This window comes from Joostella sp. CR20 (assembly GCF_038433465.1).
Taxonomy (GTDB): domain Bacteria; phylum Bacteroidota; class Bacteroidia; order Flavobacteriales; family Flavobacteriaceae; genus Galbibacter.
This window is the reverse complement of sequence record NZ_JAESVF010000003.1, coordinates 208,414-221,480: the sequence shown is the minus strand read 5'-3', so window position 1 is coordinate 221,480 and position 13,067 is coordinate 208,414. Positions and strand designations below refer to the sequence as shown.

Below are 13,067 nucleotides of genomic sequence, written 5' to 3'. Positions count from 1 at the left end.
TGACATTTTAATTTTGGTATGATATATTACGGATATTTAATTTTATCTTTTTTACTGAACACTAAATAAAAAATTACCCTTCCATTTTCATGGAAAGTTCAAACCAAGCTTCTGTTTTTTCGTCCAGTTCAGTCATGATTTCTTGTAACTTAATAGACTGTTTGTCTATTTCGTCGCCTTCCAAAGTTCCTGTGGCAAATACGGCTTCAGCTTCTTTTTTCTTTTCTTCCAATTTTTTTATGTCGCGTTCGAGACGTTTAAACTCTTTTTGCTCTTCGTAACTCAAAGCCGAATTGGCATCTTTCTTCCAAGTTTTTTTGGAGCTTTCTTCAGTAGCAGGTTTAACTTCTTTTTCAGGTTCGCTACTTTCGTATGCTCTGTAATCGGTGTAATTTCCTGGGAAATCTTCAATTTCTCCTTCCCCTTGAAACACAAATAAGTGGTCTACTATTTTATCCATAAAGTAGCGGTCGTGAGACACCACGAGCAAACATCCTGGGAAATCCAATAAAAATTCTTCTAAAACATTGAGGGTAACAATATCCAAATCGTTGGTAGGCTCATCGAGAATTAAAAAGTTTGGATTCTGAATTAAAACGGTACACAAATAAAGTCGTTTTAACTCGCCACCACTTAGTTTTTCAACATAGTCGTATTGCTTTTTTCTGTCGAACAAAAAGCGTTCCAAAAGTTGAGAAGCCGATATTTGTCGCCCTTTTGTAAGCGGAATAAACTCTCCAAAGGCTTTGATAATATCGATAACTTTTTGTTCTGGTTTAGGGTTGATACCGCTTTGTGTATAATACCCAAATTTAATGGTGTCTCCGATGATTACTTTACCAGCATCGGGTTTTAAATTTCCGGTAAGAATATTTAAAAAAGTAGATTTTCCGGTACCGTTTTTCCCGATAATTCCAACACGTTCGCCACGTTGAAAATTATATTCAAATTGGTCGAGAATTACTTTTTCTTGGAAGCTTTTTGAGACTTTGTGAAATTCTACAATTTTACTCCCAAGGCGTTCCATGTTTATTTCGAGTTGCACTTTATGGTCTTTTCGACGTTGGTGCGCTTTTTCCTTGATTTTGTAAAAATCGTCGATACGCGATTTAGATTTTGTGGTACGCGCTTTTGGTTGCCTACGCATCCAATCCAATTCTTTTGTAAAAAGGTTTTTTGCCTTGTCTACAGAGGCCTGTTCTGCTTGGATACGCGCTTCTTTTTTCTCTAAATAATACGAGTAATTCCCTTTGTATTGGTATATTTTACCTTGGTCTAATTCTATAATTTCGTTACAAACACGCTCCAAGAAATAGCGGTCGTGTGTAACCATAAAAAGTGTAATGTTTTCTTTGGCAAAGTATTGTTCTAGCCATTCAATCATTTCTAAATCGAGGTGGTTGGTAGGCTCATCTAGAATAAGTAAATCGGGGGTGTTTAGTAGAATTGTAGCCAATGCCAAACGCTTTTTTTGACCTCCAGAAAGCTTGCTTACTTTTACGTGTAGTGTATCGAGCTTTAACTGAAATAAAATTTGCTTGTATTGCGTTTCAAAATCCCAAGCATTTTTAATTTCCATTTGTTCGAATGCTTTTTGATAAGCTTCCGTATCATCTGGATTTTCGAGTGCTTTTTCGTAATTCTGAATGGTTTTTAAAACATTATTATCAGAAGCAAAAATAGTTTCCTCAATAGTTAAATCGGGATTGAGTTCTGGTTCTTGCGACAAAAACGAAATTCGAATTCCGTTTCTTGAAACCACTTGTCCGGCATCGGGAATATCTTTTCCGGTAATGATGTTGAGCATGGAAGTTTTTCCAGTACCATTTTTAGCAATGAATGCAATTTTTTGGTCTTTGTTTATTCCGAAGGAAATGTCTTCAAACAAAACGCGCTCTCCGTAAGCTTTGGCTATATTTTCTACTGATAAGTAATTCACAAAAATATTTTTTGCAAATTAAAGCATTTTAATGCGAAGTATATTTAATTATTATGATTGTCTGTAATCTATCATAATGCACTGTCACCTCGAGCGGAGTCGAGAGGCTATTTGGCTAAACACCATTAAATAGTTGTGGTCTCGACTACGCTCGACCTGACATTTAAATATTTGTATGATACATTATGGATGTTAAAATTAATTACTGTGGCAAACACTCAAAGCCCATTTACTTTGCAAATGTCCAAACTTTTTAACCTCTTTACGTAAAAGGTGTAAAAACTCTTTCCCTTGCCCGTGGCTAATTTCTAAGTTTTCACAATAATGTAATAATGCAGAAGTTGTATGCTGAAGCGATGAAACCGATGCCATTTTTATCGATAAATCTGGAGAGGTTTCTGCCATTGCAATTTTTGGCGCAAGCCCTAAAGAAGCCATTACGAGCTTGTCGGAAAATTGGTCGCAAGCATGTTCCGAATTATACATCGCTAAAACCGATTTGTCTCCTCTTAAATACTCGACAATTTGCCTACTTAGCTTAAAGATATAAAGCGCCTTCTTGTAAACCGGTAATTTGGTTACATTACGCCTTCGATAGCTATAGCGAGTGTAGTTTTTCTTCATCATTGCTTGTTTGTACAAATTTACTGAGGAACAAAATAAGTTAGATTTAATATTTAAACTTAAAATTGTATTTTACATTAATTATTAAGTATTTTGCTTTATTATTTTTTAATAATTAAAGAAATAAGTTTTAGTATAGTAAATCACTAGACTTTTGTGTTTTTCTGATGATAAGTCTATAAACTAGCGAATATATACATGAATATAGATAACTTAAATTGGTCGATTTTAAAACTGTTGCAACAGAATGCTCGGTTTACCAATGCGGAAATTGGGAGGAAAGTAGGACTTTCATCGCCAGCAGTAGCCGAGCGAATAAAAAAATTGGAAGATCTTGGTGTGATTCACGGATACAGAGCGGAGATTGACCACATCCAAGCAGGCTATCAACTAAAGGCATTTGTGACTTTACGCGCTTTTATGGGGAAATTAAAACCATTTTTGGAGCAAGTAAAAACCTATAAAGAGGTGCTTAATTGCTACCGAATAACAGGGAATGAAAACCTAGTGATGGAGGTTGTATTATACGACCAATTTCACTTGGAAGAATTTATTGATAAATTGATTACCTACGGAGAAGTGCGAACTTCAATTGTATTGTCTAACGTTGTTGAAAACAATCCTATTGGGAAAAATAGGTAGGCTTAAGTTGTTTATTCTTTCAATAATTTAGCGATTTTTAAATATCCAATATGCTGTTTGTCTTCTGGTAGTTTGCTGTTTTGCGTATACACCAATTGGTATTTCTCTTTGTAAACAGCAGGAAGCATTTCTTCAATATTATAAATGTCGTCTACATCGATACCGTATTTATCATCGATGTGCGACTCGGCTCCTTTAAATCCGCAGTGTTTATAAAAAGTAGTAGCTTTTGATTTTTTAATAGCTTCGGTTTTGGTAGGTGCAACCGCCAAAATTTTATAATGATATTCTTCAAATTCATTTTCCTTGTAGCCACCAAGATTGATAAAAAACAATTGTGCGTCGTTTTGCACAGTTTCTTTTCTTTCAGCAATAGAAATTTCAAAACCATCAACCATGGTAACTTCTCTCCAAGCATCGATATGAATTTGCCCTTTTGCTTCAGGCCAAAAAGCATTTATTTGTGGTACCAGTTCTTTTAATGAAGTTCCAATTCCAAAAAAAATATCGTGTTGCTCGGTAAATCTACCTTCTGGTTTGCAACCAATCATCACCATAAAAAGCTTTTTATCCATGTCTGTTTGTTTGATTTTACAGCGATACAAAGATATTTTATTAAAAGAATTTCCAAGCATTCTTTTAGAATCTATTTTTTTCAATACTTTTAAAACAGCTTTTGGCTAAATTTTTGAGGTACCATTTTATATGAAAAAACTACTACTTTTATTTTTTATTAGCACATTTGGTTTTTCGCAACAACCAACTCCTGGAACCATAACAGATTCAATTCAGATTAAATACAATCGAGGCTCATACGCGCTGTATGTGCCGAGTTATTATTCCGCAGAAAAAAAATGGCCTATTATCATGCTTTTCGATCCATCGGGGAGGGGAGCGATGGCTGTAAATCGTTTTAAGGAAGCGTCTGAAAAATACGGATTTATAGTGGCGTGTTCCAATAATGTTAAGAACGGCACTTATCAAGAAAGCTTGAACATAGCTCGGGCTTTTTATGAAGATGTTATTGAAAATCATTCGGTTGATACAAACGCCTTGTTCTTAGGAGGGTTTTCTGGCGGAGCGCGCTTGGCATCTGCAATTGCAGTAATTTCTAATAAAATAAAAGGCGTTATAGTTTGTGGTGCTTCTTTTGCAAATACCGATAATTTTATGCCCAAGGAAAATGATTTTATGTATGTTGGCTTGGTGGGCGATGAAGATTTTAATTACCGAGAAATGCAAAGCGCCAAAGTCTATTTGGATAAATTAAAGTTTGATTCCGAATTAATTGTTTTTCCTGGAGGTCACACTTGGCCCTCGGAGCAATATGTAAACAAAGCGGTGCGTACCCTTGCATTAAAAGCGATGACGCGCAACGTGCTTCCAAAAAATGAAACCAAAATTGCTGAGTTTTTTGCGGAAGATTTGGCTTACAACAAAAGTTTAGTTCAGTTGGGGGAGTCGTACAAAGCATACAACGATTTGGATGAATTGAAGCAAGATTATCGTTTTTATGTTGAAAACGATACGTTAAAGACACTTCAAAAAGAGGTGAAAAATACCAAGGAGTTTCGAACGCAACGTGCTTCGATGTACGAAATCGACCAAGTAGAACCTAGCTTTTATAGCGATTATCTAAATTATCTTCCGCAGGATGTGGCTTCAGGAGAATTAGAATCTTTGGGATATTGGGAGAAAGAAATAAAAACCATCAAAAAAGATTATGTAAATGCAACTGTTATTGAAAAACAGAAAATGGGAAAACGCTTGCTTAACTTTTTAGACATTATTTCTACGGAATTGGGAACCTCTTACGATGAGAAATTACAAATCGATAATTTGTTGTATATTAATATCTTTAAAACATTTATAACTCCAGAAAATCCAGACCCATACCTGAAAATTTTAAAATTTACTGTTCAAAAGGGCGAGTACGGAATGGCATTGTTTTATCTGGAAAAATTATTGGATACAGGTTTTAAAGACACAGAGCGATTGAATGCACAAGAGGGAATTTCTTTATTGAGAATTCAGCCAGAATATAATGAGGTTTTAGAAACGTATGGGTTGAAAACAATGTATTGATTTGTACTTTTTATGACTGTCAGCAATCTATCATAATGTACTGTCACCTCGAGCGTAGTCGAGAGGTTATTTTGCTTAGCATCTTTAAATAGGGTCTCGACTACGCCTGTCTGCCGACAAAGGCAGGCTCACCTGACATTTTAATCTCTTGGTATGATACATTACGGATATTCAAAATGCTTTTAAAAAAAACACCAATACAAATACATTTTTTGAATGAAAACAGCCATTGATAATTTTTCTACAGAATCGGATAAGTATGCAACGTTTAGACCTACTTTTCCGAAGGAATTTATAAACGATATTTGTCAGCATTTACATTACAGAAAATCGGCTTTGGATATTGGAACTGGAAACGGACAAGTTGCGGTGCTGTTAAGTGAGTTGTTCAATCAAGTTCAAGCGATAGATATTAGTGAAAACCAGTTGAAAAATGCAACCCAGGCACCTAATGTTCACTACCAAGTGTCGCGAGCTGAGAAAACCCCATTTTTTGATGAATACTTCGATTTAATTACTGTTGGACAGGCTTTTCATTGGTTTGATTTTGATGCTTTTTTTGCTGAAGTAAACAGAATATTAAAACCTGGAGGCATTATTGCTATTTTTGGATACGGACTTATAAAAGGTGATGATTTATTTAATGAAAAGATGGATGCTTTTTATAACAACACCATTTATCAATATTGGGATAAAGAACGAATTTACATTGATGAAGCTTATCAAAATATTGATTTTCCGTTTGATGAAGTTCAATTGGAAGCTAATTATACAATTAAAGTTCATTGGTCTAAATCGCATTTAAAAGGCTATTTAGAAAGTTGGTCGGCTGTAAAAAAGTACAGAACTGAAAAGCAAATAAATCCTGTAGATGATTTTATAGATGCTTTTCCAAATCGACAGACATTTGATTTACATTTTCCAATTTTTTATAGAATTGGAAGACCAAAGATTACCTGATATTTCAACAGTATTTTAAATAACAAAAGGCTAGGCTTGAGTGTTTTTCAATCCTAACCTTTTTTTTAAATTTAACTTTTGTTAAATGAAAATATCAATAATTCTAAACTAAGTAACTCTATTCAGTTTTCGACTTAAAAACAGAAGCAATAAAAAGCCAATTACGCCTAAGAAAATCATAATCCACCAAGTATAATTAAAGCCATGCGCTTCAATTAAATGGAACCCAGAGTTGTGTCCGAAAATATGTGAAACCGAAAAAGCAATACTGTACATTGCCAAGTATTCGCCTTGGTTACCACGTTTTGACCGATTCAAAGCAAACGCATTTGAAAAAGGGAAAACCAACATCTCACCGAAACTCATCAATATCATTCCGATGATAAGCATACCAATCCAAGTTGAAATATTCAGCATAAAAAAACTTAAAAAAGTAAGTGCAAAACCAATCATGACAACTGTCAGATTTGTTACTTTTTTCTTTTCAAAAAATTGCACCAAAGGCATTTCAAATAAAAAAATTAAAAAGCCATTAAAGCCTAAAAGTAACCCAATTTCGTCTTCTGTTAGTGTAAAAACATTTTTGTAAAATAGTGGCATTGTTGAGAAATATTGCAAGAAAATAAATCCGAACAAAATCATGGATATAAAAAACACCCAGTAAGGACCATCAGTGTAAGCCGACTCTGGAGCTTCATTTTTTACTTCATCTAAAACCTTAGAACGTTTAGGGTTTAAAACTTTCAGCAATAAAAGGCCTGCAAAAAAACAAGTAATACCATCTACCCAAAACAAACCGTCATAACTTAGTTTTGTAATGATAAGTCCGCCCAAAGCGGGTCCAGCCGAAAATCCTAAGTTTATGGCCAAACGAATAAGGGTGATAGAACGCGTTTTATTTTCGGGTTTACTATAGGCGCTTAACGCCACAAATACTGCGGGACGAAACATATCGGCAACGAGCATCACCATAAAAATACCAATGCAAATGCTCCAAAAAGTATCTAAAAATTGAAGCGAAATAAAACTGAGTGCCGAAGCCAATAAGCTAAACACCATAATTTTATAGTAGCCAATTCTGTCGGTTAATTTTCCACCAATCCATGAACCTACTACCGAGCCCAACCCAAAAGATGTCATAATCCACCCTACATCTGCAAGATTGAAGTTTAAATTTTGTGTGAGGTACAACGATAAAAATGGGATAACCATGGTGCCAGCACGGTTTATTAGTGTAATTAATGCGAGCCACCAAACCTCTCTAGAGAGTCCTTGGAAAGACGAAATGTAGCTTAAATAAAGTTTTTTCACTGGTTTAATTTTTGTTTGATAGGAATAAAAAAGCCCGACGTTTTTGTGCGTCGGGCTTGTATATAAAGTTGTTTAAATTACAACATATAAAAGCGCCAACTTTGCAGCAGCGTATACACACATGTGTTTTTATATGATGAAATTAAACGTGTCATTTTGTTTTCTATTTACAACAAAGCTACTTAAAAAAGGTTTAAGTTGTATTTTTGTTTTTAAAAAGAATTTATTTTTAGTTGAATTATAGTGTTAGAATTAACATTTTCTGAAGGATGACCTATTTAAAAAATGTTGAAAATCAAGGAAGCAGTAGGGGTATAGATAAAAAGCTGTTTGAGCGTAGCGAGTTCTTTTTATCTGTGGTAGTTGTTTCCGTAGATTTTCTTATACTTTTTGAATCAGTCTTGACTTTTTTGTTTCGTTTTTGTGTCAAGACAAAAATGAAAATTAAGAGTATCGTCATTATAATTCTTATGTGTTTTTATAACTAAATACACTGCTGAACGTAGATTAATTTAAATTGAATTCACAACAAAATACTTTTAAAATGAAGTTTATTACGTCTTATATTTTTGTTTTTCTTCTGATGTTTGTTTCCTGTAAAGGCGAAAAGAAATACCACGATACCAACGAGCAACATGTTGTTGTTTCTGATACAATTTCTTCGGAAGTAAAAGCGAAACAGCTAAGTAAATACGAATCGGCAGTTGCATTTCAGAAAGAAATAAATGAAGAATATACCAACCCAAAAGAGTCGCCACTTACCAAGGAAGACTTTATCGGTTTTGAAAGTTTAGACTTTTTTACAATTGATACTACATTCAACGTCACAGCAACTTTAGAACGAACACCAAACGCCCAACCGTTTTTAATGCCTACTACAACCGATAAATCTTCAGAAGAAGTTTTGTACGGTATCCTTCATTTCGAATTACACGGAAAGCCATTTCAGTTAAACGTATATCAAAGTTTGCAATTGCGAGAAACAGAAGCTTACAGAGATTATCTGTTTTTACCGTTTTCGGATAAAACAAATGGCGAAACTACCTACGGAGGCGGGCGTTACATCGATTTACGAATTCCAGAGGGAGACACTATTACAATCGATTTTAACAAAGCTTACAATCCGTATTGCGCATATAATAAAAAATATTCGTGTCCAATTGTACCTAAAGAAAATACGTTGGATTATGCAATTACAGCAGGGGTGAAGAAGTTTAAAAAGTAGTTATTGTTTCTTTCGAGCAATAGCGTATAATAAAATCATCCCAGCGAAAAGTACACCGATACGCGCAATAAAATCGCCATAGGTTACATAAAACGTTTTTTTGTTGTTGATGGAAACATTGCCAGCAAGCGCCCCTTTTGCATTGTAAGCAAGTGTTTGGGTAATTTCTCCTTTTTCATTTATAAATGCCGAAATACCAGTATTGGCACTGCGAGCAACACTTTTTCGGGTTTCTATGGCACGAAGGCGGGCATAGCTTAGGTGTTGTTGGTGTCCTTGTGTGTTGTCCCACCAAGCATCGTTGGTAATAATTGCTAGGAAGTTGGCGCCTTTTTCTACATATTGAGTGACAAATTCGCCGTAAATGGACTCGTAACAAATGATAGGAGCTACCTTAACTTGCTTATCATATGATGTAAATACAGAACGTTCTTTTTGTGTAGCACGCATGGCAACAGTTCCACCTAAATCGAGCATTACATCACCAAGTAAAGGCTCTAAAATACTTTTAAAAGGAAAGTTTTCAACGCCCACTACTAGTTTGGATTTGATGTAAGTTTGCGAAGGGTCTTTTTTACTGATTTGCACCGCAGCATTGTAAAAATCAAACCAACCGTTTTGTCCGTAATAATTTGCTGTTACCGAAGGTTTGTCTTGTTGCGGATAATGACGGTAAAAATCAACCCCGGTAATAAATTGCATATTTGGAAACTGACTTACAAATTGCTGTAACACCATCTTTTCAGTAGTGTTGTCAAATTTATTTATCGATGTTCCTCGGGCAAGCGCAGTTTCAGGAGCAATTACATAATTGGTTGTCGGCGTTATATTGGTTTTTGCCAATTCAACCAAGTTTTTTGCCATCTGTACATTCGAAATATCATATTTTTCTGAATACGGGTCGATATTGGGTTGTAAGAGTGTAACCGAAACTTTCTCCGTACTTTCTTCATAATTTTTTAAAATGAATAAAGAGCAGATAATCGGGATTGCAATAAGTAAAACGTGTGAGGCAAGTCTTTTTGTAAGGACTTTTCTGTTTTGAGTTGCTTGATAATTTTCAATCGCTTTGAAAATTCCGATGTTGACAATCCAAATCCAAAGTGCACCGCCAAAAACTCCAGTGTATTCGTACCATTGAATCCACGTTGTATATTCAGAAAAAACATTTCCAAGATTTAGCCAAGGCCAAGAAAAATCCCAATTGAGATGAAACTTTTCGAATGCCATCCAAATGGCGGGTAAAAATATTATATGAACTTTTGCTGGTAAACGTTTCGCTACAAAATGATACAGCCAAAAAACAATTGTCATTAAAAGGGAGTTTACGGCTAGTGCAAAAAACATCCCGAACGGAGTTGAATACCAAATCCACCAAGTGGTAATGCTATTCCAAATTATAAATGTGAGGTATGCGGTGAAAAATACTTTTGTTCCTTTTCTTTTATAAGTTGAAGTGCGTATGTTTTTTTCAGCTAAAAGTAAAGGTACAAAACCAACAAAAGCTAGGAGAGCGACTCCGTATGTTGGCCAAGCAAGAGCTAAAAGTAATCCAGAAAGTATAGCGAGTAATATGTTTTTTTTCATGAAAAAGAATTAGTACTGCTAATATCTTAATAATATTTGACAGCGCCACAAAAACACGGGGTGTTGTTATTGTGATTGTATTTTTTTAAAGCAGATTTAAAGCTTGACGTTTAAAAGTATTAATTTTACAATGTTGAAACTTATACTCATGAAAAAATTTATCCCTAACGGAATTACACTTTTAAATTTATTATGCGGAACAATCGCCGTTATTTTGGCAGTTCAAGGAAACTTAATTGCTACTGCTTTTTTTGTTTTTGCGGGTATCTTTTTTGATTTCTTTGACGGACTTTCCGCACGCTTGTTAAATGCGCAAAGCGAACTAGGGTTACAACTCGATTCTTTGGCAGATATGGTTACTTCTGGCGTTGTGCCAGGAATAGTGATGTTTCAGTTGTTTAATTTAAGTGCAGGAAGTTATACTTGGGGAGTTCCAGAAACCAATAGTTTAGTTGCTTTTGAAGGTTTTCATTTAATGCCACTTTCTATACTCGGACTTTTAATTACGTTAGGTTCGGCGTATCGATTGGCAAATTTTAATATTGACGATGAGCAAACAACCTCGTTCATTGGGTTACCAACTCCTGCAAACGCACTTTTTATCTTGTCGTTACCCTTAATTCTTCATTTTCAAGAAACTACTTTTTTACATACTTTAATTTTAAACAAGTGGTTTTTAATTGGTGTAACACTTGTGAGCACTTATATGTTGAATGCTAGAATTCCGCTTTTCGCTTTAAAATTTAAAACTTGGGGTTTTAAAGAAAATAGCGTACGGTATGTGTTTTTAATTTTATGTGCTGTTTTATTGCTATTGCTTCAGTTTATAGCAATCCCGTTGATTATTGTTATTTACGTACTCTTGTCGGTAGGGATGAGTTTTCAGCAAAAAGCTAATGTGACAAGTAAAAAAGACTAATGTTTAAACATAAAAAAACTGCTTAAAGGGAAGTTTAATTTCCACAATTAAGCAGTTGTTGTTTTATTTTTTATTCTGAAATTACTCAGCAAACTCAAATGTAGCAAGTGGTGCCATACGAGCTTTTGTTATAGAAAGAACACCATCTTTTATAATGTAAGTATCGGCTTTTTGAAGAACCCCTAAAAACTGAGTTTCAACCGTCATATCCATACAAGCTTTGCGAGTACTTATCATTTGAGAAGTTCCAAATCTGTTGCCTTCTTTTAAAGAATAAGTTCCAGAAAAAGAATTACAACCAGAATTTCCAAAAACTCTACCTTCTTCAGTATTAAATTCAATAAATGGTTCGGTACCAACTTTTCCTATTTCAGCAACTGGTTTTCCCATTAGCGTTACCAATTTCCATTTTTTGTTGGTAAGAGCGTTATCGGTAATCATAGTTTTTTTCTTTAAAATGTATTTGTCTGCCAATGTTCCTTCAATTACAGCACCCGAGTTGTCCAACTTCGTTAATCTGCTTTCTCCAACTGCAAACTGTAAATTAGCATCGTTATTCAGTGTAATTTTATTTCCATCTTCATTCCAAGAATACGTTCCTGTTTGCTTTTCAGTTTTACTTTCTTTTCCTAAATAAGACATTGAAGATGTAAACGTATTGTCGTTTTTCAGTTCGATAGAAGTTTTTATTCCCTCACAATCGGCACATGGTAAAACACCTTGGTATGTACCAGCATAATCCAACGAAATTTCGCTTGTGTGCATGTCAACTACTTTTTCTTCTGAAGTTGTAGTATCGGTATTTTCTTTTTTTGTGTTATCGTTGCATCCTACAGCGGTAAGCGCTGTAAAAAGCATACTCATAGAAACTACTTTTAAATTCATCATTGCTTGTGTTTTTAATTTTTATAAAACCTTAAAAGTGTAGTTTGGTTTTTTCTGAAAATTTCAGTTAAATAAGTAGATTAAAAATCTAGTTTTTTCTTTCTGAGCTCGAAGTTTTGTCCGAGATACACTTTTCTAACCATCTCATCGGCAGCCAGTTCTTCTGGAATTCCAGCTTTCAAGATGTTTCCTTCAAACATAAGGTACGAACGTTCGGTAATTGCAAGGGTTTCTTGTACGTTGTGGTCGGTAATTAAAATCCCGATATTCTTGTTTTTAAGCTGAGCTACAATTCGCTGAATATCTTCTACCGCAACAGGGTCAACTCCTGCAAAAGGTTCATCTAAAAGAATAAAACTTGGGTCGGTTGCAAGTGCACGCGCAATCTCGGTACGTCTACGCTCTCCCCCCGAAAGTAAGTCGCCTCGGTTTTTTCTGATATGTCCTAAACTAAACTCATCGATTAAGGCTTCCATTTTCATTTGTTGCTCTTTTTTAGAAAGTTTGGTAAGCTGAAGCACACTCATAATATTGTCTTCAATACTTAATTTTCTAAAAACAGAAGCTTCTTGTGCCAAATAACCAATTCCATTTTGCGCACGTTTGTACATTGGATAATTGGTAATTTCTTGGCTGTCTAAAAATATTTTTCCGCCGTTAGGCTTAATAAGACCAACAATCATATAAAAAGAAGTGGTTTTTCCTGCTCCGTTAGGACCAAGTAATCCCACAATTTCTCCTCGGTTAACTTCCAAAGAAATTCCTTTAACTACTTTACGTCCTTTGTAGGACTTCATGATATTTTCAGCTCTTAGCTTCATAGATTGTTGCTTGCTTTATGTACGTAAAAATATATATTTTAGTTGTAATAGATGTACAGTTTAATATAG

The 13,067-nt window shown here is 34.7% G+C and carries 12 protein-coding genes; 5 read left to right on the top strand and 7 right to left on the bottom strand.

Annotated features, from left to right (window positions below; all coding sequences use genetic code 11):
• Positions 1-73: 73 nt before the first annotated feature.
• Both JMA43_RS06810 and JMA43_RS06805 read right to left on the bottom strand, forming a co-directional pair.
• The gene (locus tag JMA43_RS06810) at positions 74-1,939 is read right to left on the bottom strand and encodes an ABC-F family ATP-binding cassette domain-containing protein (protein WP_342155729.1); all 1,866 of its coding nucleotides are present in this window, start codon (positions 1,937-1,939) and stop codon (positions 74-76) included.
• A 198-nt stretch (positions 1,940-2,137) separates the two neighbouring features.
• On the bottom strand, positions 2,138-2,566 hold the full coding sequence (locus JMA43_RS06805; protein WP_342155727.1) for a hypothetical protein: 429 nt from the start codon (positions 2,564-2,566) through the stop codon (positions 2,138-2,140).
• 195 nt (positions 2,567-2,761) lie between these two features.
• On the opposite strand from JMA43_RS06805, the gene JMA43_RS06800 reads away from it, so the two are divergent.
• Complete coding sequence (locus JMA43_RS06800) at positions 2,762-3,205, top strand: Lrp/AsnC family transcriptional regulator (protein ID WP_342155726.1); 444 nt, start codon at positions 2,762-2,764, stop codon at positions 3,203-3,205.
• Positions 3,206-3,216: 11 nt separating this feature from the next.
• On the opposite strand, the gene JMA43_RS06795 is transcribed toward JMA43_RS06800, so the two are convergent.
• Positions 3,217-3,780, bottom strand: a complete 564-nt coding sequence (locus tag JMA43_RS06795) for a DUF1543 domain-containing protein (protein ID WP_342155725.1) — start codon at positions 3,778-3,780, stop codon at positions 3,217-3,219.
• 130 nt (positions 3,781-3,910) lie between these two features.
• Here JMA43_RS06795 and JMA43_RS06790 point away from each other — a divergent pair, with 130 nt between their 5' ends.
• On the top strand, positions 3,911-5,290 hold the full coding sequence (locus JMA43_RS06790; protein WP_342155724.1) for an alpha/beta hydrolase: 1,380 nt from the start codon (positions 3,911-3,913) through the stop codon (positions 5,288-5,290).
• Positions 5,291-5,506: 216 nt separating this feature from the next.
• Positions 5,507-6,250, top strand: a complete 744-nt coding sequence (locus JMA43_RS06785) for a class I SAM-dependent methyltransferase (RefSeq protein WP_342155723.1) — start codon at positions 5,507-5,509, stop codon at positions 6,248-6,250.
• Between the two features lie 108 nt (positions 6,251-6,358).
• On the opposite strand, the gene JMA43_RS06780 is transcribed toward JMA43_RS06785, so the two are convergent.
• A complete protein-coding gene (locus JMA43_RS06780) occupies positions 6,359-7,561 on the bottom strand; it encodes an MDR family MFS transporter (RefSeq protein ID WP_342155722.1) in 1,203 nt (400 codons plus the stop codon).
• A 544-nt stretch (positions 7,562-8,105) separates the two neighbouring features.
• Between JMA43_RS06780 and JMA43_RS06775 the strand changes: the two genes are divergently transcribed.
• Positions 8,106-8,786, top strand: a complete 681-nt coding sequence (locus JMA43_RS06775) for a DUF1684 domain-containing protein (protein ID WP_342155721.1) — start codon at positions 8,106-8,108, stop codon at positions 8,784-8,786.
• Here the strand turns inward: JMA43_RS06775 and lnt are convergent, their stop codons facing one another.
• On the bottom strand, positions 8,787-10,373 hold the full coding sequence (gene lnt / locus JMA43_RS06770) for an apolipoprotein N-acyltransferase (RefSeq protein ID WP_342155720.1): 1,587 nt from the start codon (positions 10,371-10,373) through the stop codon (positions 8,787-8,789).
• Between the two features lie 148 nt (positions 10,374-10,521).
• Between lnt and JMA43_RS06765 the strand changes: the two genes are divergently transcribed.
• On the top strand, positions 10,522-11,292 hold the full coding sequence (locus JMA43_RS06765) for a CDP-alcohol phosphatidyltransferase family protein (protein WP_342155719.1): 771 nt from the start codon (positions 10,522-10,524) through the stop codon (positions 11,290-11,292).
• 81 nt (positions 11,293-11,373) lie between these two features.
• On the opposite strand, the gene JMA43_RS06760 is transcribed toward JMA43_RS06765, so the two are convergent.
• Together JMA43_RS06760 and lptB are read right to left on the bottom strand one after the other, a co-directional pair.
• Complete coding sequence (locus tag JMA43_RS06760) at positions 11,374-12,180, bottom strand: copper resistance protein NlpE N-terminal domain-containing protein (RefSeq protein WP_342155717.1); 807 nt, start codon at positions 12,178-12,180, stop codon at positions 11,374-11,376.
• Positions 12,181-12,257: 77 nt separating this feature from the next.
• Positions 12,258-12,998 carry an LPS export ABC transporter ATP-binding protein gene (lptB, locus tag JMA43_RS06755; protein ID WP_342155716.1) on the bottom strand — a complete coding sequence of 247 codons (741 nt, stop codon included), beginning with the start codon at positions 12,996-12,998 and terminating at the stop codon, positions 12,258-12,260.
• Positions 12,999-13,067: the final 69 nt, after the last annotated feature.

What these genes read in the sequence shown, in the direction of transcription:
- lnt (WP_342155720.1), bottom strand. Translation starts at nt 10,373, where the DNA reads ATGAAAAAAAACATATTACTCGCTATACTTTCTGGATTACTTTTAGCT.
- JMA43_RS06790 (WP_342155724.1), top strand. Translation starts at nt 3,911, where the DNA reads ATGAAAAAACTACTACTTTTATTTTTTATTAGCACATTTGGTTTTTCG.
- JMA43_RS06765 (WP_342155719.1), top strand. Translation starts at nt 10,522, where the DNA reads ATGAAAAAATTTATCCCTAACGGAATTACACTTTTAAATTTATTATGC.
- lptB (WP_342155716.1), bottom strand. Translation starts at nt 12,998, where the DNA reads ATGAAGCTAAGAGCTGAAAATATCATGAAGTCCTACAAAGGACGTAAA.
- JMA43_RS06760 (WP_342155717.1), bottom strand. Translation starts at nt 12,180, where the DNA reads ATGATGAATTTAAAAGTAGTTTCTATGAGTATGCTTTTTACAGCGCTT.
- JMA43_RS06805 (WP_342155727.1), bottom strand. Translation starts at nt 2,566, where the DNA reads ATGATGAAGAAAAACTACACTCGCTATAGCTATCGAAGGCGTAATGTA.
- JMA43_RS06775 (WP_342155721.1), top strand. Translation starts at nt 8,106, where the DNA reads ATGAAGTTTATTACGTCTTATATTTTTGTTTTTCTTCTGATGTTTGTT.
- JMA43_RS06795 (WP_342155725.1), bottom strand. Translation starts at nt 3,780, where the DNA reads ATGGATAAAAAGCTTTTTATGGTGATGATTGGTTGCAAACCAGAAGGT.
- JMA43_RS06785 (WP_342155723.1), top strand. Translation starts at nt 5,507, where the DNA reads ATGAAAACAGCCATTGATAATTTTTCTACAGAATCGGATAAGTATGCA.
- JMA43_RS06800 (WP_342155726.1), top strand. Translation starts at nt 2,762, where the DNA reads ATGAATATAGATAACTTAAATTGGTCGATTTTAAAACTGTTGCAACAG.